Source organism: Streptomyces sp. NRRL F-2580, from assembly GCF_000720115.1.
In the GTDB taxonomy this organism is placed as follows: domain Bacteria; phylum Actinomycetota; class Actinomycetes; order Streptomycetales; family Streptomycetaceae; genus Streptomyces.
In genome coordinates this window covers 15,316-35,183 of the sequence record NZ_JOIR01000017.1, presented here as the reverse complement: position 1 = coordinate 35,183, position 19,868 = coordinate 15,316, and the positions used below count along the sequence as shown (strand labels likewise).

Here is a 19,868-nt window from a genome sequence, read left to right as displayed (position 1 = left end):
GGACCGTCGATTTCAGTGGGATCCGGCAACCGGTGTGATCAGCTCCATATACCGCCGAACGTGATCATGCTTCCCCCACGCCCCGCCCCGGAGGTACCACCCATGTCCCAGCGAAGGCGCAGGTCCTTGGCGCTCCTGACCTCGGGAGTCCTCGCACTGCCGCTCCTCACGGGCTGCGGCGCGGGTGAAGACGAGGGCGGCCCCGTCGCCGCCGGGCAGGACATCGCCACGACCGCCCGCGAGAAGGTCGCGGACGGGGGTGTGCTGCGCTGGGCCGTGGACACCCTGCCGGACACCCTGAACACCTTCCAGGCCGACGCGGACGCCACCACCACCCGCATCGCCGGTGCCGTGCTGCCGCAGCTGTTCGTGCTGGATGCCAAGGGGCGGCCCGTGGCCAATCCCGACTACCTGGAGAAGGCCGAGATCGTCGGGCGGGAGCCCAAACAGGTCGTCCTTTACAAGCTGAACCAGCAGGCGGTGTGGAGCGACGGACGCGAGATCGGCGCCGCCGATTTCGTGGCCCAGTGGCGGGCCCTGAACGGCAAGGACTCGGCGTACTGGACGGCGCGCAACGCCGGCTACGAGCGGATCGAGAAGATCGAGAAGGGCAAGACCGACCTGGAGGTCAGGGTCACCTTCGCCAAGCCGTACGCCGACTGGCGCTCGCTCTTCAGCCCGCTTTACCCCAAGCAGGTCACGGGTACCCCGGACGCCTTCAACGAGGGCGCCCGCGGCGCTCTGAAGGTCACCGCGGGGCCCTTCGCCCTGGGGGCGATCGACAAGAAGACGGGCACCGCGGCCCTGACCCGCAATCCGCGCTGGTGGGGCCGGCAGGCCAAGCTGGACACGCTGGTCCTGACGGCGGTGCCGCGGGCCGAGCGCGCCGCGGCGCTGGCGGCCGGGAAGCTGGATCTGGCCGAGATCGACCGCACCGGCGCCGACCGGATCGCGCTGGCCCGCCGGGACGCCGGCAAGGACGCCGTGGGCAACGGCGGCGCGGGCTCGGGCGGCGCCCCGGCCCACGGTCCGGGGGCCGCGATGACCCCGGCGCAGGCCACGCTGTCCTGGGCGGTCGCCTTCGGGACGGACGAGGACAAGGCCGCGGCGGAGAAGGAGAGCCGCGAGAAGCACGTGGCGGCGGTGAAACGGTACGCCGACGAGCAGACGGCCCTGCGGAACTTCACCGTCCGCAAGTCCCTGGAGCCGGCCTACACCCAGCTCGCGATGAACGGGGCCGCCGGCCCGCTGGCGGACGAGCGGGTGCGCCGGGCGGTGGCCCGGGCACTGGACCGCAAGGCGCTGGCCGAGCTCGTCCTGAAGCCGCTGGGCCTGCCCGCGAAGCCCGTCGGCAGCCACGTGGCACTGGCCGGGCAGCGGGCGTACGCCGACAACAGCGACGCCCTCGGCGGTCAGGACATGCAGGCGGCCCAGGCCCTCCTCACGGACGCGGGCTGGCGCCGGGGCGGCAAGATCACCGAGCCGGCGGGAGCCAAGGCCGGCCCGGAGAGCGCGCCGCAGGACGACGGGAAGACCCCCTCGGGCCCGGGCACCGGAAACGACGGCCTCTACATCGTGGGCCAGGACGACGAGGCCAACGGCGACCCGCGCTCGGCCGCCGGGCAGCGCCCCCGGACCCGCCCGGCGGGCCCCGGCGAGCGGCCCCTCGCCGCGGCCCCGGACGGTGCGCAGGACCAGCCCTCCCCGGTACTGGCCCCCGCCCCCTTCGGCGCCCGGCAGGAGGTCTCCCTCCTCGCCCAGGCCGCCCGGGTGGCGGCCGTCGACGACGGCAAGCGCAGCGCGGCCCGCGACGGTGACGCGGCCGATCCCGCCAAGGCCTCTCCGGCCCCGGCCAAGCAGGCCACCCGCACCTCCGGCGCCATGCTCGCCAAGGACGGCAAGGCGCTCACCCTGCGATTCGTTCTCCCGTCCGGCCCGGGCTCGGAGTCCCTGCGCGCGGTCGGCGAGCGAATCGCCCAGATGCTGCGGAAGGTCGGGGTGAACACCGAGACGACCAAGGTGGCCGACGACAGCTTCTTCAAGGACCACATCGCCTCGGGCCAGTACGACCTGGCCCTCTACTCCTGGCCCGCGACCGCCTACCCCGCCACCGACGCCCGGCCGATCTTCGCCAAGCCGGAGCCGGCCGCGGACGGCTCGCTCCTCGTCGAACAGAACTACACCCGGGTCGGCACCGACCACATCGACCAGCTCTTCGACCAGGCGGTCGGCGAACTGGACGAGGAGCAGTCCCGCGAGCTGATCCGCAAGGCGGACGCCCGGATCTGGGCCGCCGCCGGCTCCATCCCGCTCTACCAGCGCCCGGAGCTGGTGGCCGTCAAGCCGGGCCTGGCCAACGCCGGCGCCTTCGGCCTCGGCACCCCCCGCTACCAGGACATCGGCTGGAAGAAGCCGCCGACGGCCAAGGACAAGAAGAAGTAGCGTGGGCGAGAAGTGATGACAAAGGGGTGCCTGTCAGGTTGACCCCCGGGTAGCAAGCTCAGATGTGACTCAAGTCCCTTGCCCGCCGGATCCCCGGCGGGCAAGGTCGTGCCGTACCCATTGACCCGGCCGTTGACCCGCATGATTACCGGCACGATGGGCGGCCCGGGCACCCCACGCAGCACCCGGCCTCGCTCATTCGTCCGGCCCCTTGACAGCCCCCCGGCAGGCGGTTCCCGCCACGCGACGTACCATGGGGTAAGGCCGTGGCAGGTTTTCGCCCGGCCGAGGCGCGCGTGCCAGGCCGTACGCGACGCCATCCACGATCCCGGGAGAAGCGCCGAAGTGCCCACGCGCCACGACATCCGTAACGTCGCCATCGTCGCCCACGTCGACCATGGCAAGACGACCATCGTCGATGCCATGCTCAAGCAGGCCGGTGCCTTCGCCGCCCACCAGCACCTCGACGACCGCATGATGGACTCGAACGACCTGGAGCGTGAGAAGGGCATCACGATCCTCGCCAAGAACACGGCGGTGAAGTATCACCCCAAGGACGGCGGGGCCCCGATCACGATCAACATCATCGACACCCCCGGCCACGCCGACTTCGGTGGTGAGGTCGAGCGCGGTCTGTCGATGGTGGACGCGGTCGTCCTGCTGGTGGACGCCTCCGAGGGTCCGCTGCCCCAGACCCGCTTCGTCCTGCGCAAGGCCCTTCAGGCGAAGATGCCGGTCATCCTCTGCATCAACAAGACCGACCGTCCGGACTCCCGCATCGACGAGGTCGTCAACGAGACGTACGACCTCTTCCTCGACCTGGACGCGGACGAGGACCAGATCGAGTTCCCGATCGTCTACGCCTGCGGCCGTGACGGCGTCGCCTCGCTGACCAAGCCGGAGGACGGCACCGTCCCCGCGGACAGCGACAGCCTGGAGCCGTTCTTCTCCACCATCCTGGAGCACGTCCCGGCCCCGGTGTACGACGAGGAGGCCCCGCTCCAGGCCCACGTCACCAACCTGGACGCCGACAACTTCCTGGGCCGCATCGCGCTCGTCCGCGTCGAGCAGGGCGAGCTCCGCAAGGGCCAGACCGTCGCGTGGATCAAGCGTGACGGCACCGTCTCGAACGTCCGCATCACCGAGCTGATGATGACCGAGGCGCTCACCCGCAAGCCGGCCGAGGTGGCGGGCCCGGGTGACATCTGCGCGGTTGCCGGTTTCCCCGACATCATGATCGGCGAGACCCTGGCCGACCCGGAGAACCCGATCGCGCTGCCGCTGATCTCGGTGGACGAGCCGGCGATCTCCATGACCATCGGTACGAACACCTCGCCGCTGGTCGGCCGCGGCGGCACGGGCAAGGGCGCGGACGCCAAGTCCGCGGTCAAGGACCGCAAGGTCACCGCCCGTCAGGTCAAGGACCGTCTGGACCGCGAGCTGATCGGCAACGTCTCGCTGCGCGTCCTCGACACCGAGCGTCCCGACGCCTGGGAGGTCCAGGGCCGCGGTGAGCTCGCGCTTGCCATCCTGGTCGAGCAGATGCGCCGCGAGGGCTTCGAGCTGACCATCGGCAAGCCGCAGGTGGTCACGCAGGAGATCGACGGCAAGGTGCACGAGCCGGTCGAGCGCATGACGATCGACGTCCCCGAGGAGCACATGGGCGCGGTCACGCAGCTCATGGGCGTCCGCAAGGGCCGTATGGACAACATGTCGAACCACGGCTCCGGCTGGGTCCGCATGGAGTTCGTCGTCCCGTCCCGCGGCCTCATCGGCTTCCGTACGGAGTTCCTGACGGGTACGCGCGGCACCGGTATCGCGCACTCCATCCACGAGGGTTACGAGCCGTGGTTCGGCCCGCTGGTGACCCGTAACAACGGTTCGCTGGTCGCGGACCGCGCCGGTTCGGTCACGCCGTTCGCGATGATCAACCTGCAGGAGCGCGGCGTCCTGTTCACCGACCCCGGCACCGAGGTGTACGAGGGCATGATCGTCGGCGAGAACTCGCGCTCCGACGACATGGACGTGAACATCACCAAGGAGAAGAAGCTCACCAACATGCGTGCGGCTTCCGCGGACAACACGGAGAACGTGATTCCGCCCCGCAAGCTCTCCCTGGAGCAGTCCCTGGAGTTCTGCCGCGACGACGAGTGCGTCGAGGTGACCCCGGAGGCCGTCCGCATCCGCAAGGTCGTCCTGGACCAGAAGGAGCGCTCGCGCACCGCGTCGCGCGCCAAGTCGGCCAAGTAGTAGTAAAGACCTTACGCAGCAGGGCCGTTGCGTCGCCCGTCCCGTGGTTTGCTCGGGCGGGCGGCCGCGGCGGAGGCTGTCGGCCGCAGCGCTTTGAAATGCAGCAGCCCCTCCCTTCACGGAGTCCGTGAAGGGAGGGGCTGTTCGCTTTTGTCAAGCGGATTTTTGCGTTCTGGTGTCCGCATACCGACCGTGACACTCCGGAAGATGAGCTAACCGTCCGTTTCGCACGTGTCTGTCTCCTATCCGTTTGTCCGGATTTCGGGTTTCTGCCGCGGATCGATGTTGTGAAAACGAGACCACCCAAGTGTGGTTTACGGCCTGGCAGTCCCTGAGGATGGCTCCATTGAGCTCGGGTCAATGGGTCACGCGCTGTGGGGAGCGCGCCGACTCACGAGCACACTATGGGCAGGGATTCGCTCGCCGTCAGGGGTGTCGGCGAGGTTTTTTTGCCCCTCAAGTCGATCAGTGGACTCATGAGGAGGAAACCCATGCGCGGTGCCAAGAGCGCCAAGTGGGTCGTGGGCGCGGTTGTCGTCGCCCTGGCCGCTACCGCCTGTGGTGGCGGTGACGGTGACAGCAAGGACAAGGGCAGCGCTGCCAACGGTGGCGTGTTCCGGATGGGCAGCACGGAGCCGGACACCATCGACCCGGGGCGTGCCCACGAGTCCACCGGTATCCTGCTCGCCAACGCGCTGTTCACCGGCCTGTACGGCAACACGCCGGACGGCCTGGCCGAGCCCGCGCTCGCCGAGTCGGCGACGTCGGACGAGGGTTGCACCTCCTGGACCTTCAAGATCAAGCCCGACACCAAGTTCTCCAACGGCGAGGTCGTGGACGCCGAGGCGTTCGCCCGCGGTTGGGCCCGTGCCGCTCACAAGGCCGCCGCGTCCGACGTGGCGTACCACTTCGCCGGTATCAAGGGTTACGCCGAGCTGCAGGACGGCTCCGCCAAGACCTTCTCCGGTGTCACCACCCCGGACCCGAACACCATCAAGGTGGACCTGTCCAAGGCGGACTGCGAGTTCGTCCTGAAGACGGCGCACAACGCCTACAGCCCGGTTCCGAAGTCCGCCAAGGTCGGCGAAGAGGACAAGGCGTTCGGCGAGGCCCCCATCGGTAACGGTCCGTTCAAGATGGACGGCACCTGGGAGCACAACAAGGCGATCAACCTCGTCCGCAACGACGACTACTCGCTGACCAAGGCCTCCCTCGCGAAGGTCCAGGTCACGCTCCTCAACGACAAGACCGCGCAGCAGCTCGAGTACGACGGCTTCCAGGCCGGCACCTTCGACTACGCGCACATCCCGACGCCGATGCTCAAGACGGCCGAGGCGAAGTACAAGCCGCAGAACAAGTGGTTCGCCAAGGACACGAACGGCATGAACTTCGTTCTGCCGATCGGTGACAACGGTCCGACGAACAACAAGGACGCCCGTCTGGCGATCTCCTACGCGATCGACCGTCAGGCCATCGCCAAGGGTGTCTTCCAGGGCTACCAGACCCCGTCGACCACCATCGTGCCGCCGGCGTTCCCGAAGGCGTACCAGAAGGACCTCTGCGTCTCCTGCGTCAAGCAGGACGCGGCCAAGGCCAAGGAGCACGCCGAGAAGGGCGGCCTGAAGCCGGGTACCGAGATCAAGTTCAGCTTCAACACCGGTGCGGGCCACGAAGAGTGGGTCCAGGCCATCGCCAAGCAGCTCGAGGACGTCCTCGGCGTCAAGGTCAAGCTGGACGGCAAGGACTTCCCGGGCATGCTCAAGGAGCAGCAGGGTTCCAGCGCCACCGGTGTCTACCGCTTCGCGTGGGGCGCGGACTACCCGACCCCGGAGAACTTCCTGTTCCCGCTGCTGCACTCGGCCTCGATGAACAAGGACGCCGAGGGCAACGTGACCGGTGACAACCGCGTCCGTTACAACAACCCCGAGTTCGACAAGCTGATCGACACGGCCCGCGCCACCAAGGACGAGGCCGCTCGCATCGCGATGTACAAGCAGGCCGAGAAGATGGCCATGGACGACATGGCGCTCATCCCGACCTTCAACCGTTCCCAGTTCCGCCTGATGGCGACCGACAAGTTCAACGGTCTGGACGACATCAACTTCAACGAGGACCCGATCCTCGAGAAGATCTCTGTCAAGAAGTAATCGGTTCGGACGGTATATCCGTCAGGAGCGAACGTGTCGCGGCCCCCGGGTGACCGGTGGGCCGCGGCCCCGCTCGGCAGGCCGTTTTCACTTCGGCACCCCTCACATCCGCGGGCAACCCCCGCACGCCGAGAGCCGGCCCGTTCCTTGGGCTGGAGGCCGCTGCTCCCAGAAGCGGCCAGGTAGAGAGGCAAAACATGGGAAGGTACGTCGCCCGTCGCCTCGGGCAGATGGTCATAGTCCTCATAGGCGCGACCATGGTTCTGTTCGCGTGTCTGTTCGTACTCCCCGGCGATCCCGTGGGTTCGATCGCGGGCAGCGACAAGGCACGTGACCCCGCAGTGGTCGCGGAACTGAAGGCGCGTTACGGGCTCGACAAGTCGTTGCCCGAGCAGTACGTCAACTACGTCGCGAAGGTTGCCACCGGCGACCTCGGCGAGGACTTCGTGCAGCGCCGCGAGGTTTCCGAGATCCTCGGCCCCAAGCTTCAGAACACGGCGAAGCTGGCCATCCTGGCCATCGTGCTCGTCACCGTGTTCGGTATGGGCGTCGGCATCATCGCCGCGCTCTACAGATACAGCATTCTCGACATGGCCACGACATTTTTTACGACGATGGCCGTCGGCTTCCCCACCTTCGTGATCGGCATGCTGCTCATGAAGTTCTTCGCCGTGGATCTCCAGTGGTTCCCGCAGCTCGGCGGAGACAAGCTCGAAGGCATGGTCCTTCCCGCCATCACCCTCGCCATCACCGACATCGCCTTCGTCGCCCGCCTCACCCGCGGCACGATGCTCGAGGTGCTGCGCGCGGACTACGTGAAGACGGCCGTGGCCAAGGGACTTCCGCGACGCCGCGTGCTCTTCAAGCACGTGCTGCGCAACTCGTCCATCCCCGTGGTCACGTACCTGGGTATTTCGTTCGGCGGACTCCTCGGTGGTGCGCTCATCACTGAGGCGATCTTCAACTGGGACGGTGTCGGTCTGGCACTGGTTCAGGCGATTCAGCAGCAGAACAACCCGATCGTCATCGGTGTCGTGACCTACAGCGTCGCGATCTTCGTCGTCCTCAGCCTCATCGTGGACCTGCTGTACGCGGCCCTCGACCCGCGTATCCGCCTCAGCTGACCGCCCCCAAGGAGGATTTCCTCATGTCTGAGCTCGCAACGAGCCCGGCGATCGGGGACGAGAACCCCGTGTCGTCCGCTTCGGCCTCCGCCGAACCCGCACCCAAGCAACTGAGCCAGTGGGGCGAGATCCGGCACCGCTACGTCCAGAACAAGCTGGCCGTCGTCGGTCTCGTGATCATCTCCCTGCTGTTCCTGACGGCGATCTTCGGCGACATGGTCGCCCCGTTCGACCCGGGCGCCCAGGACCTGGAGAACACCCTCGCCTCGCCCAACGGCACGCACTGGATGGGCACCGACGCCCTGGGCCGCGACATGTTCTCGCGCCTCATCGCCGGCACTCGCGTCGCCATGTTCGTCGGCCTCGCCTCGATCTTCTTCGCGGTGCTGATCGGTGTCGCCCTCGGCGCCATCGCCGGTTACTTCGCCGGTTTCGCCGACACCCTGGTCATGCGCGTCGCGGACGTGTTCCTCGCGTTCCCGCTGATGATCGGTGCCGTCGTCATCATCCTGGTCACCGGGCGCGGCATCACCCCGGTGGTCATCTCGCTGGCCATCTTCTCCTGGGCCACCGTGTCCAGGCTCCTGCGCAGCTCGATCCTGTCGGTGCGCGAGATGGACTACGTCCACGCGGCCAAGGCGCTCGGCGCCGGTGGCTGGCGGGTCGTCCGCACGCACATCCTGCCGAACTCGCTGACCGCCGTTCTGGTCTACGCGACCTTCAACGTCGGCACCACGATCGTCGGTGTGGCAGCGCTCTCCTTCCTGGGAGCCGGTGTCCCCGTCGACGTCCCCGAGTGGGGCAACATGCTGGCGGCCGGACAGGGCTTCATCGGCGTCAATGACTACCTGTGGTACTTCCCCAGCCTGTTCGTCGTCGTCACCGTGCTCGGCTTCGCCTTCGTCGGCGACGGCCTGCGTGACGCGCTCGACCCGAAGCTCCGGTAGGGCCGCCCGATGCCCCGAGACAACATCAGCAAGCAGGACGAAGGTGGCGGCGTGACGACGTCGGAGATTCTCAGCGTTGCGGAGACGGGCGGCGGGTCCGCCGTGCCGCTGCTGGAGGTGGACAACCTCCAGGTCGAGTTCAAGACCCGTGACGGGGTCGCCAAGGCCGTCAACGGCGTGAGCTACAGCGTCAACGCCGGCGAGACCCTCGCCGTGCTCGGCGAGTCGGGCTCCGGCAAGTCCGTCACCGCACAGGCGATCATGGGCATTCTCGACAGCCCGCCCGGACGGATCGCCGGTGGCGAGGTGCGCTTCCACGGCAAGGACATCCTCAAGATGTCCGACGAGGAGCGCCGCAAGCTCCGCGGCAACAAGATGGCGATGATCTTCCAGGACGCGCTGTCCTCCCTGAACCCGGTCTACTCGGTGGGCGACCAGCTCGGCGAGATGTTCCGGGTCCACCGCGGGATGTCCAAGAAGGACTCGAAGGTCAAGGCCGTCGAGCTCATGGACCGCGTGAAGATCCCCGCCGCCAAGGCGCGCGTGGGCGACTACCCGCACCAGTTCTCCGGCGGTATGCGCCAGCGCATCATGATCGCCATGGCGCTGGCCCTGGAGCCGGACCTGATCATCGCCGACGAGCCCACCACGGCTCTCGACGTGACGGTCCAGGCGCAGGTCATGGACCTGCTCGCCGAGCTCCAGCGCGAGATGAACATGGGCCTGATCCTGATCACCCACGACCTCGGCGTCGTCGCCGACGTCGCGGACAAGATCGCGGTCATGTATGCGGGCCGGATCGTCGAGACCGCTCCGGTCCACGAGATCTACAAGCGTCCGTCCCACCCGTACACCCGCGGCCTGCTCGACTCGATCCCGCGCCTGGACCAGAAGGGCCAGGAGCTCTACGCGATCAAGGGTCTGCCGCCCAACCTGCTCCGCATTCCCGCGGGCTGCGCCTTCAGCCCCCGCTGTCCCAAGGCGCAGGACATCTGCCGTACGGAGATCCCCGTACTGCACCCGGTCACCGAGCAGGACGGCACCGAACTGCCGGGCCGCGGCAGCGCGTGCCACTTCTGGAAGGAGCAGATCCATGGCTGAGCTCACCAAGAACGCCACCGAGCGCGAGCCGATCCTCCAGGTCCGCAACCTGGTCAAGCACTTCCCGCTGACCCAGGGCATCCTGTTCAAGAAGCAGGTCGGCGCGGTCAAGGCGGTCGACGGGATCTCCTTCGACCTGTACAAGGGCGAGACCCTCGGCATCGTCGGCGAGTCCGGCTGTGGCAAGTCCACGGTCGCCAAGCTCCTGATGAACCTGGAGCGGGCCACCTCCGGCCAGGTGCTCTACAAGGGCGAGGACATCAGCCGGCTGTCCGGCAAGGCCCTCAAGGCCGTCCGCCGCAACATCCAGATGGTGTTCCAGGACCCGTACACCTCGCTGAACCCGCGCATGACGGTCGGCGACATCATCGGGGAGCCCTACGAGATCCACCCCGAGGTGGCTCCCAAGGGCGACCGGCGCCGCAAGGTCCAGGAGCTCCTGGACGTCGTGGGCCTGAACCCGGAGTACATCAACCGGTACCCGCACCAGTTCTCCGGCGGTCAGCGCCAGCGCATCGGCATCGCCCGCGGCCTGGCCCTGCAGCCCGAGATCATCATCTGCGACGAGCCGGTCTCCGCGCTCGACGTGTCGGTGCAGGCGCAGGTCATCAACCTGATGGAGAAGCTCCAGGACGAGTTCAACCTCTCCTACCTCTTCATCGCGCACGACCTGTCGATCGTCCGGCACATCTCGGACCGGGTCGGCGTCATGTACCTGGGCAAGATGGCCGAGATCGGCTCCGACGCCCAGATCTACGAGCACCCGACGCACCCGTACACCCAGGCGCTGCTCTCCGCCGTCCCGGTCCCCGACCCGGAGGCCCGCGAGGGCCGCGAGCGCATCATCCTGACCGGTGACGTCCCGTCGCCGGCCAACCCGCCGTCGGGCTGCCGCTTCCGCACCCGCTGCTGGAAGGCCCAGGACAAGTGCTCCACCGAGGAGCCGCTGCTGGCGATCCCGGAGCGCTTCAAGGGCCAGACCGGCCCGGCCGCGCACGAGTCGGCGTGCCACTTCGCGGAGGAGAAGGCCATCCTGGCCGTCTGACCTCCGACGGACCCGTACGTCCACGGCCGGTCCCCGGTGCTTCGAGCACCGGGGACCGGCCGTTTCCGTACGGGTCCCGGAAACCCGGTTGCGGCGCCGGGAGCGCGGCCCGGAGAGTGAGGCAATGACCCTCACCGTACGGCCCGCCGGGCCCGGGGACGCGGCCGACATCTGCGCCCTCCTCAACGCCGTCGACATGATCGAGATCGGCCGCCCGGAAACCGACCTGGGCACCGTCGAATCCGACCTCAACGCCCCCGACGTCGACCTGGCGACCGACTCCTGGCTCGCCTTCGAGGGTGGCCGGCTCGTGGCCTACGCCCTCGTCTGGGCGGACTCCGGCCCGGGCCGCGTCGACGGCGACCACTACGTCCTGCCCGGCCACGACGAGGCCGCCGTCCGGCTGCTGGAGCACATGGAGGCCAGGGCCCGGGAGCTGACCGCCGGTTCCGGCGTCCTGCGGCTCCAGCTCAACGTGGAGCCCACCCTCGACCTCGCCCACCTCACCGGGCGCGGCTACCGCACCATCCGCCGCTACCAGGTCATGACCCGCTCCCTGTCGCCGGCCGCCGACCTCCCGCCGGCCGTTCCGGCCGGGCTCACCCTGCGCCACTGCGCCGACGACGAGGCCGACCGCCGCCGGGCCCACGCCCTGATCGAGGAGACCTTCGCGGCGCACTTCGGCCACGTGGACCGCCCGTACGAGAGCTGGCTGGACCACATCGACGGCCGCCGCCTCGACTGGTCCCTGGTCTGGATCGCGAGCCTGCCCGGCCACGGCGACGCGGCCGTCCTGCTCACCCGCGACGACCGCACCAGCATGGCCTGGGTCGGCCACATCGGCGTACGCAAGGAACTGCGCGGCCGCGGCCTCGGCGGCTTCCTGCTGCGCCACTGCTTCGCGGCCTACGCCGCCCGCGGCCGCGACACCGTCGGCCTCGGCGTGGACACCCACAACGAAACGGGAGCACTCGGGCTCTACGAGGCGCACGGCATGGGCCTGCACTACGCGGTCGACTCCTGGGAGCTGCCGTTGCACTCGCAGGGGTGACAGGGGCGAGACGCGCGGGTGCAATCGGTCCAACGAGGAGTGTGCGGGACCACACATAGGGTGACATTGGCCCCTAAGTGAGTCTGGGACCCATAGGAGGCACTCCATGCGCGGAGCCACCCACGCCAAGTGGGCCGCATGTGCGGTGGCCGTCGCCCTCGCGGCGACGGCCTGCGGCGGTGGAAGCGACAGCGGTGGGGGCGGGGGCGACGCGGGGGTCGTCAGCTCTTCGTGGGGTGACCCGCAGAACCCGCTGGAGCCCGCCAACACCAACGAGGTGCAGGGCGGCAAGGTCCTCGACATGCTGTTCCGGGGTCTCAAGCGCTACGACCCGAAGACCGGCGAGGCGAACAACATGCTCGCCGAGAAGATCGAGACGACGGACAGTCAGAACTTCACGGTCACGCTGAAGGACGGCTGGAAGTTCAGCAACGACGAGCCGGTCACCTCGCAGTCCTTCGTGGACGCCTGGAACTACGGCGCGGACGTGCGCAACAAGCAGAACAACGCGCCGTTCTTCTCCGACATCGTCGGCTACCAGGACGTGCACCCGGCCTCCGGGGAGCCGAAGGCGAAGACGATGTCCGGCCTGGTGGTGAAGGACGCCATGACCTTCACCGTCGCCCTCAAGAACAAGTTCTCCACCTGGCCCGAGACCCTCGGCTACCAGGCCTTCTCGCCGCTGCCCAAGGCCTTCTTCACCGACCACACCGGCTGGCTGAACAAGCCCGTCGGCAACGGCCCGTACACGGTGGACTCGTACACCAAGGGCACCGGCATGAAGCTGCGCAAGTGGGACGCGTACCCCGGTGCGGACAAGGCGCAGAACGGCGGCGTGGACCTGAAGGTCTACACCGACAACAACACCGCCTACACCGACCTGATCTCCGGCAACCTCGACCTCGTCGACGACATCCCGGCGCAGCAGCTGAAGAACGTCAAGAACGACCTCGGCGACCGGTACATCAACCAGCCGGCCCTCATCATCCAGACCCTCACCTTCCCGCTGTACGACCCGCAGTGGAGCAAGCCGGGCCTGGAGAAGGTCCGCCAGGGCATCTCCCGCGCGATCAACCGCGACGAGATCACCAAGCAGATCTTCCGCGAGACCAGGACCCCCGCCAAGGACTGGACCTCGCCGGCGCTCGGCGAGAAGGGCGGCTTCTCCGCCACGGTCTGCGGCGACGCCTGCGTCTACGACCCGGCCGAGGCCAAGAAGCTCATCCAGGAGGGCGGTGGGCTCCCCGGCGGCAAGGTCACGCTGACCTCCAACGTGGACACCGGCTCGCACCGCGACTGGATGGACGCCGTCTGCAACAGCGTCAACAACGCGCTGGGCGAGGGCCCGGTGTGCACGGTCAACCCGGTCGGCACCTTCGCCGACTTCCGCAACCAGCAGAGCGCCTTCAAGCTGACCGGTCCCTTCCGTTCCGGCTGGCAGGCCGACTACCCGCTGATCCAGAACTTCCTCCAGCCGCTCTACTACACGGGCGCCTCCTCCAACTACGGGAAGTTCAGCAACCCGGACTTCGACAAGCTCGTCGACGAGGCCAACCAGGAGAGCGACCCGGCCAAGGCCGTCGCGAAGTTCCAGGACTCCGAGAAGATCCTCGCCGAGCAGATGCCGGCCATCCCGCTCTGGTACCAGAACGGCAGCGCGGGCTACGCCGAGCGCCTCTCGGACGTGGCGCTCAACCAGTTCAGCGTCCCCGTGTACGACCAGATCAAGGTCAGCTGACCCACGTTTCGGATCGATCCTGGAGCAGTCCATGGGACGTTATGTGATCCGGCGGCTGCTCCAGATGATCCCGGTGTTCATCGGCAGCACGTTCCTGATCTTCGTCATGGTGTACGCGCTCGGCGACCCGGTCGCGGCCCTCTTCGGCGACAAGGCCCCCGACCCCGCGACCGCCGCCCGCATCCGCAAGGACCTCTACCTCGACCAGCCCCTGTGGAAGCAGTACCTCCACTACATGGGCCAGATCTTCCAGGGCGACTTCGGCACGGCCTTCAACGGCCAGTCCGTCACCGAGCTGATGGCCAGCGCCTTCCCCGTCACCCTGCGCCTGACCCTGGTCGCGATCTTCTTCGAGGTCGTCATCGGCATCACCCTCGGCGTGCTCAGCGGGCTGCGCCGCGGCAAGACCGTCGACACCTCCGTGCTCGTGGCCACCCTCGTGGTCATCTCCGTGCCCACCTTCGTGACGGGCTACCTGCTCCAGTACCTCTTCGGCGTCCAATGGGGCTGGGTGCGGCCCACCGTCTCCCCGGAGGCCCCCCTCGACGAGCTGATCCTGCCCGGCATCGTCCTCGCGCTGGTCTCCCTCGCCTACGTCACCCGGCTGTCGCGCACCTCCATCGCCGAGAACGTCAAGGCCGACTACGTGCGCACGGCCACCGCCAAGGGCCTGCCCCGCCGCCGGGTCGTCACCCGCCACCTGCTGCGCAACTCACTGATCCCGGTGGTCACCTTCATCGGCACCGACATCGGCGCCCTGATGGGCGGCGCCATCGTCACCGAGCGGATCTTCAACATCCACGGCGTCGGCTACCAGCTCTACCAGGGCATCCTGCGCAACAACTCGCCCACCGTCGTCGGCTTCGTGACCATCCTCGTCATCGTCTTCCTGCTGGCGAACCTGCTCGTCGACCTGCTCTACGCGGTCCTGGATCCGAGGATCCGTTATGCCTGAGCCCGAGCCCGAGCCTCCCGAGCGCGCCGAGGGCCCCGGCGGATACGACCCCGTCGGCCCCCGCCGGCACGAGGCGATCTCCCCCACCGGTCAGGGAGGACCCATGGATCTCGCGCTGGAGGAAGCCGAGAGCGTCGAGGGCATCGAGAAGACCGCCGGGCCGACCGGCCGCGGACCCACCGAGAAGGCCCGCTCGCTGTGGTCCGACGCCTGGCACCAGCTGCGCCGCAACCCCGTCTTCATCCTCTCCTCGCTGCTGATCCTCTTCCTCGTGGGCATCTCGATCTGGCCGCAGCTCATCGCGAGCGGCGACCCGCTCCAGTGCGACCTGTCCAAATCGCAGCAGGGTTCCTCCCCTGGCCACCCCTTCGGCTACGACACCCAGGGCTGCGACGTCTACACCCGCACGGTGTACGGGGCGCGCGCCTCCATCACCGTGGGCGTCTGCGCCACCCTCGGCGCCGCCCTGCTCGGCTCGGCCCTCGGCGGGCTCGCCGGCTTCTTCGGCGGCTGGGGCGACGCGCTGCTCTCCCGGGTCGCCGACATCTTCTTCGGCATCCCGGTGGTCCTCGGCGGCCTGGTCTTCCTGTCGGTCGTCACCAGCACCACCGTGTGGCCCGTGGTCGGCTTCATCGTGCTCCTCGGCTGGCCGCAGATCGCCCGCATCGCCCGCGGCTCGGTGATCACCGCCAAACAGAACGACTACGTCCAGGCCGCCCGGGCCCTGGGTGCCGGCAACGGCCGGATGCTGCTGCGCCACGTGGCGCCCAACGCAGTCGCCCCCGTCATCGTCGTCGCCACCATCGCGCTCGGCACGTACATCGCGCTGGAGGCCACCCTGTCCTTCCTCGGCGTCGGCCTGCGCCCGCCCACCGTCTCGTGGGGCATCGACATCTCCAACGCGGCCTCGCAGATCCGCAACGCCCCGCACATGCTGCTCTGGCCGGCGGGCGCGCTGAGCATCACGGTGCTCGCCTTCATCATGCTCGGCGACGCGGTGCGCGACGCCCTCGACCCCAAGCTGCGCTGAGGAGCCCCGCACATGCTGCTCGAAGTCCGCGACCTGCACGTGGAATTCAAGACGCGCGACGGAGTCGCGAAGGCGGTCAACGGCGTCGACTATGCGGTGGACGAGGGCGAGACGCTCGCCGTGCTCGGCGAGTCGGGCTCCGGCAAGTCGGTGACCGCCCAAGCCGTGATGGGGATCCTCGACATGCCGCCGGGCCGGATCGCGGGCGGCGAGATCCTCTTCAAGGGCAAGGACCTCCTCAAGATGAAGGAGGAGGAGCGGCGCAGGATCCGCGGCGCCGACATGGCGATGATCTTCCAGGACGCCCTCTCCTCGCTGAACCCGGTCCTGAGCGTGGGCAAGCAGCTCGGCGAGATGTACGAGGTCCACCGCGGGATGTCCCGCAAGGACGCCAAGGCCAAGGCCGTCGAGCTGATGGACCGGGTACGGATCCCGGCGGCGAAGCAGCGGGTGGGGGACTTCCCGCACCAGTTCTCGGGCGGCATGCGCCAGCGCATCATGATCGCTATGGCGCTGGCCCTGGAGCCCTCGCTGATCATCGCGGACGAGCCGACGACGGCCCTGGACGTGACGGTCCAGGCGCAGGTGATGGACCTGCTGGCCGAGCTGCAGAGCGAGCTGAACATGGGCCTCATCCTGATCACCCACGACCTGGGCGTGGTCGCGGACGTGGCTGACAAGATCGCCGTCATGTACGCGGGCCGGATCGTCGAGGCGGCCCCCGTCCACGAGATCTACAAGGCGCCCGCGCACCCGTACACGCGCGGACTGCTGGACTCCATCCCGCGCCTGGACCAGAAGGGGCAGGAGCTGTACGCCATCAAGGGCCTGCCGCCCAACCTGCTGGCCATCCCGCCCGGCTGCGCCTTCAACCCGCGCTGTCCGATGGCGCAGGCGGTGTGCCGTACCGACGTGCCGCCGCTGTACGAGGTGACCGAGTCGCCGGTGGAGCGGACCAGCGCCTGCCACTTCTGGAAGGAGTGCCTCCATGGCTGAGTCCCTTCTGGAAGTGAAGGACCTGGTCAAGCACTACCCGCTGACGCAGGGCATCGTCTTCCGCAGGCAGGTCGGCGCGGTCAAGGCCGTCGACGGGGTCTCCTTCGACCTGCGTGCCGGCGAGACGCTGGGCATCGTCGGCGAGTCCGGCTGCGGGAAGTCGACCGTGGCCAAGATGCTGGTCAACCTGGAGCGGCCGACGGCGGGTTCGATCCTCTACAAGGGGGAGGACCTCACCAAGCTGTCCGGCCGCGCCCTGAAGGCCGTGCGCCGCAACATCCAGATGGTCTTCCAGGACCCGTACACCTCGCTGAACCCGCGCATGACGGTCGGCGACATCATCGGCGAGCCCTACGAGATCCACCCCGAGGTGGCTCCCAAGGGCTCGCGCCGGCAGAAGGTCCAGGACCTCCTCGACGTGGTCGGCCTGAACCCGGAGTACATCAACCGGTACCCGCACCAGTTCTCCGGCGGCCAGCGCCAGCGCATCGGCATCGCCCGCGGCCTCGCGCTCCAGCCCGAGATCATCGTGGCCGACGAGCCGGTCTCCGCGCTCGACGTCTCCGTGCAGGCGCAGGTGATCAACCTCCTGGACCGCCTCCAGAAGGACTTCAGCCTGTCCTACGTCTTCATCGCGCACGACCTGTCGATCGTGCGACACATCTCGGACCGGGTGGGCGTCATGTACCTGGGCCGGATCGTGGAGATCGGCACCGACAGCCAGATCTACAACCACCCGACCCACCCGTACACCCAGGCCCTGCTTTCGGCCGTTCCCGTGCCCGACCCGGAGGCCCGCGCCCACCGCGAGCGGATCATCCTCTCCGGCGACGTGCCGTCCCCGGCCAACCCGCCGTCGGGCTGTCCCTTCCGCACCCGCTGCTGGAAGGCCGAGCCCCGCTGCGCGGCGGAGGTTCCGCTGCTCGCGGTGCCGGAGGCCTTCCCCTCGGGCCCGGCGGCCCATCCCTCGGCATGTCACTTCGCGGCGGAGAAACAGGTGGTGCCGCAGGTGCCGCCGGAGGGTCCGCAGGGCTAGTCCCGGCCGGTCCAGCCCCGTTCCGCCCCGTGGGACACGCTCCGCGCCGACCGATCATTTCCGGCCACCCACGGGGTGTGGGATGCGGGTGTGGCCACCGCCCCACAACGGGGTTTACACGGGGGCAACTTGACCGTTTCTGCCCCGAGATCTGGGGCATGCAGCCTGTGTGGCGTGCGGCCGTGCGGGTGCCGACAGTCGGCCGGGGAGGCGTACAGCCGCCCCGGCCGACCTCCCCGTGACCCCGCCCGTGCGCGCCATGCGCCCCTCGTGCTGCCGGATTTCGATCGATGCGCTGGTACGGATAGTTATGATCCGTAGCGCACGGTGGGTATGACTCTCGCCGAGCGCGAATGCGCGTACCGATGTCCGCTCGACGTGGAGGTGAAACGCCGTGGCACTCTCGATCTCCGCCGTGGTGCTGCTGGCGATCATCGTCTTCCTGCTGGTCCGGAGGGCCGGCCTGAAGGCGGGACACGCGGTCGTCTGCGTCCTGCTCGGCTTCTACCTGGCGAGCTCCACCATCGCCCCGACCCTGAACCAGCTCACCTCGAACGTGGCGAGCATGATCAGTGGCCTCAAGTTCTGAGCCGTGCCTCGTAGGCTAGGCCCATGAACGGTCTTCCCGCCCGTCGTCTGCTCCTCGTGCACGCGCACCCGGACGACGAGTCGATCAACAACGGCGTCACCATGGCCAAGTACGCGGCCGAGGGCGCCCACGTCGCGTTGGTGACCTGCACCCTCGGCGAGGAGGGCGAGGTCATCCCGCCCGCCCTCGCCCACCTGGCGGCCGACCGCGACGACACCCTCGGCGCCCACCGCGTCGGCGAACTCGCCGCCGCCATGGCCGAGCTGGGCGTCCACGACCACCGGTTCCTCGGCGGCCCCGGCCGCTACCGGGACTCCGGGATGATGGGCGCCCCGCAGAACCACCGCCCGGGGGCCTTCTGGTCCGCCGACGTGGACGAGGCGGCCGCGTACCTCGTGGAGGTGATCCGCGAGCTGCGCCCGCAGGTGCTCGTCACGTACGACCCGGACGGCGGCTACGGGCACCCCGACCACATCCAGGCCCACCGGGTCGCCATGCGCGCCGCCGAACTGGCCTCGGAGACCGCGTACCGACGCGACCTCGGCGACCCGCACGTGATCGGGAAGATCTACTGGAACCGCGTACCGCTCTCCGTGGTGGAGGAGGGCTTCGCCCGACTGCGCGCCGCCGGAGCCGGGAACCCCTTCCCGGGGCTCGGCTCGCCCGAGGACGTGCCGGGGGTCGTGGCCGACGAGCGGATCACGGCCGAGATCGGGGCCGAGGAGGCCTTCGCCGCGGCGAAGGCGGCCGCCATGCGGGCCCACGCCACCCAGATCGCCGTGGACGGGCCCTTCTTCGCCCTCTCCAACGACCTGGCGCAGCCGCTGTTCACCCGCGAGTACTACGAACTCGCCGAGGGCCGGCCGGGCGTACCGGAGGGGACGCGCGAGCACGACCTCTTCGCGGGGGTGCGGGCATGACCGGCCGCCTGACGGCGGGCCGGATCGCCGTCGGCCTGGGCCTGGTCGTCGCGGGCGCGCTGACCGGTGCGGCCGGCTGGCTGGTGGTGGACCTGTGGTTCCCCGGCGGGCTGCTGCTCGCCCTGCTGGCCCTCTTCGGGCTGTTCCTCGGGGGCCGGATCGCCCTTGGCACCGGCCTCGGCGTGGGCGGGGCCGCGGCCGGCTGGTTCCTCGCGTACGTGATGCTCAGCGTTCCGCGCCCCGAGGGGGACTTCCTCCTCAGTTCGTCCGGAATCGCCATGTACGCCTACCTTTTGGGTGGAACGGTGTTCGCTGTGATGTGTGCCACGATGCGCGGTCCGCTGGACCGGCCGGTTTCGGCCGCGCGCTCTGCCAAGTGACGTGGTGTCGGACCTCGTAGGGAGATCGGCGCAGTGCCGCGCGCGGGGTCTCCCGGGCCGGTTCAGGGGGGTTTGACGGGCCCTGTGCGGAACCCCTGAATCCCGGCCGTCAGTTGC

At 68.8% G+C, this 19,868-nt stretch carries 16 protein-coding genes; all 16 read left to right on the top strand.

Features of this window, described 5'->3' with window-relative positions:
- Window positions 1–102: 102 nt before the first annotated feature.
- The 16 genes from IF88_RS0119845 to IF88_RS0119770 all read left to right on the top strand — a co-directional run bounded on the left by IF88_RS0119845 (window position 103) and on the right by IF88_RS0119770 (window position 19,751).
- Window positions 103–2,442 (top strand): ABC transporter family substrate-binding protein, encoded by a 2,340-nt coding sequence (locus tag IF88_RS0119845; protein ID WP_030713771.1) that lies wholly within the window; start codon window positions 103–105, stop codon window positions 2,440–2,442.
- Window positions 2,443–2,787: 345 nt separating this feature from the next.
- Window positions 2,788–4,692, top strand: a complete 1,905-nt coding sequence (gene typA / locus IF88_RS0119840; RefSeq protein ID WP_030713768.1) for a translational GTPase TypA — start codon at window positions 2,788–2,790, stop codon at window positions 4,690–4,692.
- Window positions 4,693–5,183: 491 nt separating this feature from the next.
- Entirely contained in the window at window positions 5,184–6,839 is a 1,656-nt protein-coding gene (locus IF88_RS0119835; RefSeq protein WP_234323604.1) for a peptide ABC transporter substrate-binding protein, read from the top strand.
- A gap of 257 nt (window positions 6,840–7,096) precedes the next feature.
- Window positions 7,097–7,963 (top strand): ABC transporter permease, encoded by an 867-nt coding sequence (locus tag IF88_RS0119830; RefSeq protein ID WP_234323603.1) that lies wholly within the window; start codon window positions 7,097–7,099, stop codon window positions 7,961–7,963.
- A gap of 23 nt (window positions 7,964–7,986) precedes the next feature.
- Entirely contained in the window at window positions 7,987–8,910 is a 924-nt protein-coding gene (locus IF88_RS0119825; RefSeq protein WP_030713759.1) for an ABC transporter permease, read from the top strand.
- 51 nt (window positions 8,911–8,961) lie between these two features.
- Complete coding sequence (locus tag IF88_RS0119820) at window positions 8,962–10,011, top strand: ABC transporter ATP-binding protein (protein WP_030713756.1); 1,050 nt, start codon at window positions 8,962–8,964, stop codon at window positions 10,009–10,011.
- Window positions 10,004–11,056, top strand: coding sequence for an ABC transporter ATP-binding protein (locus tag IF88_RS0119815; protein WP_030713754.1), 1,053 nt, complete (start codon window positions 10,004–10,006; stop codon window positions 11,054–11,056). The genes IF88_RS0119820 and IF88_RS0119815 overlap by 8 nt, the downstream gene beginning before the upstream one ends.
- A gap of 124 nt (window positions 11,057–11,180) precedes the next feature.
- Window positions 11,181–12,107, top strand: coding sequence for a GNAT family N-acetyltransferase (locus IF88_RS0119810; RefSeq protein WP_030713752.1), 927 nt, complete (start codon window positions 11,181–11,183; stop codon window positions 12,105–12,107).
- A gap of 106 nt (window positions 12,108–12,213) precedes the next feature.
- Window positions 12,214–13,845 carry a peptide ABC transporter substrate-binding protein gene (locus tag IF88_RS0119805; RefSeq protein WP_030713750.1) on the top strand — a complete coding sequence of 544 codons (1,632 nt, stop codon included), beginning with the start codon at window positions 12,214–12,216 and terminating at the stop codon, window positions 13,843–13,845.
- A 31-nt stretch (window positions 13,846–13,876) separates the two neighbouring features.
- Window positions 13,877–14,800, top strand: coding sequence for an ABC transporter permease (locus IF88_RS0119800; protein WP_030713747.1), 924 nt, complete (start codon window positions 13,877–13,879; stop codon window positions 14,798–14,800).
- A complete protein-coding gene (locus IF88_RS0119795) occupies window positions 14,793–15,830 on the top strand; it encodes an ABC transporter permease (protein WP_051837196.1) in 1,038 nt (345 codons plus the stop codon). Before IF88_RS0119800 ends, IF88_RS0119795 begins: the two co-directional genes overlap by 8 nt.
- Window positions 15,831–15,842: 12 nt before the next feature.
- A complete protein-coding gene (locus tag IF88_RS0119790; RefSeq protein ID WP_030713741.1) occupies window positions 15,843–16,826 on the top strand; it encodes an ABC transporter ATP-binding protein in 984 nt (327 codons plus the stop codon).
- Window positions 16,819–17,862, top strand: coding sequence for an ABC transporter ATP-binding protein (locus IF88_RS0119785; protein WP_030713738.1), 1,044 nt, complete (start codon window positions 16,819–16,821; stop codon window positions 17,860–17,862). The genes IF88_RS0119790 and IF88_RS0119785 overlap by 8 nt, the downstream gene beginning before the upstream one ends.
- 394 nt (window positions 17,863–18,256) lie before the next feature.
- Window positions 18,257–18,451 (top strand): hypothetical protein, encoded by a 195-nt coding sequence (locus tag IF88_RS0119780; RefSeq protein WP_030713736.1) that lies wholly within the window; start codon window positions 18,257–18,259, stop codon window positions 18,449–18,451.
- A 23-nt stretch (window positions 18,452–18,474) separates the two neighbouring features.
- Window positions 18,475–19,371, top strand: a complete 897-nt coding sequence (gene mshB / locus IF88_RS0119775) for an N-acetyl-1-D-myo-inositol-2-amino-2-deoxy-alpha-D-glucopyranoside deacetylase (protein WP_030713732.1) — start codon at window positions 18,475–18,477, stop codon at window positions 19,369–19,371.
- On the top strand, window positions 19,368–19,751 hold the full coding sequence (locus IF88_RS0119770; RefSeq protein ID WP_037806421.1) for a DUF6113 family protein: 384 nt from the start codon (window positions 19,368–19,370) through the stop codon (window positions 19,749–19,751). Before mshB ends, IF88_RS0119770 begins: the two co-directional genes overlap by 4 nt.
- Window positions 19,752–19,868 lie beyond the last annotated feature (117 nt).

What these genes read in the sequence shown, in the direction of transcription:
- IF88_RS0119845 (WP_030713771.1), top strand. Translation starts at nt 103, where the DNA reads ATGTCCCAGCGAAGGCGCAGGTCCTTGGCGCTCCTGACCTCGGGAGTC.
- IF88_RS0119835 (WP_234323604.1), top strand. Translation starts at nt 5,184, where the DNA reads ATGCGCGGTGCCAAGAGCGCCAAGTGGGTCGTGGGCGCGGTTGTCGTC.
- IF88_RS0119830 (WP_234323603.1), top strand. Translation starts at nt 7,097, where the DNA reads ATGGTTCTGTTCGCGTGTCTGTTCGTACTCCCCGGCGATCCCGTGGGT.
- IF88_RS0119825 (WP_030713759.1), top strand. Translation starts at nt 7,987, where the DNA reads ATGTCTGAGCTCGCAACGAGCCCGGCGATCGGGGACGAGAACCCCGTG.
- IF88_RS0119815 (WP_030713754.1), top strand. Translation starts at nt 10,004, where the DNA reads ATGGCTGAGCTCACCAAGAACGCCACCGAGCGCGAGCCGATCCTCCAG.
- IF88_RS0119810 (WP_030713752.1), top strand. Translation starts at nt 11,181, where the DNA reads ATGACCCTCACCGTACGGCCCGCCGGGCCCGGGGACGCGGCCGACATC.
- IF88_RS0119805 (WP_030713750.1), top strand. Translation starts at nt 12,214, where the DNA reads ATGCGCGGAGCCACCCACGCCAAGTGGGCCGCATGTGCGGTGGCCGTC.
- IF88_RS0119800 (WP_030713747.1), top strand. Translation starts at nt 13,877, where the DNA reads ATGGGACGTTATGTGATCCGGCGGCTGCTCCAGATGATCCCGGTGTTC.
- IF88_RS0119795 (WP_051837196.1), top strand. Translation starts at nt 14,793, where the DNA reads ATGCCTGAGCCCGAGCCCGAGCCTCCCGAGCGCGCCGAGGGCCCCGGC.
- IF88_RS0119790 (WP_030713741.1), top strand. Translation starts at nt 15,843, where the DNA reads ATGCTGCTCGAAGTCCGCGACCTGCACGTGGAATTCAAGACGCGCGAC.
- IF88_RS0119785 (WP_030713738.1), top strand. Translation starts at nt 16,819, where the DNA reads ATGGCTGAGTCCCTTCTGGAAGTGAAGGACCTGGTCAAGCACTACCCG.
- mshB (WP_030713732.1), top strand. Translation starts at nt 18,475, where the DNA reads ATGAACGGTCTTCCCGCCCGTCGTCTGCTCCTCGTGCACGCGCACCCG.
- IF88_RS0119770 (WP_037806421.1), top strand. Translation starts at nt 19,368, where the DNA reads ATGACCGGCCGCCTGACGGCGGGCCGGATCGCCGTCGGCCTGGGCCTG.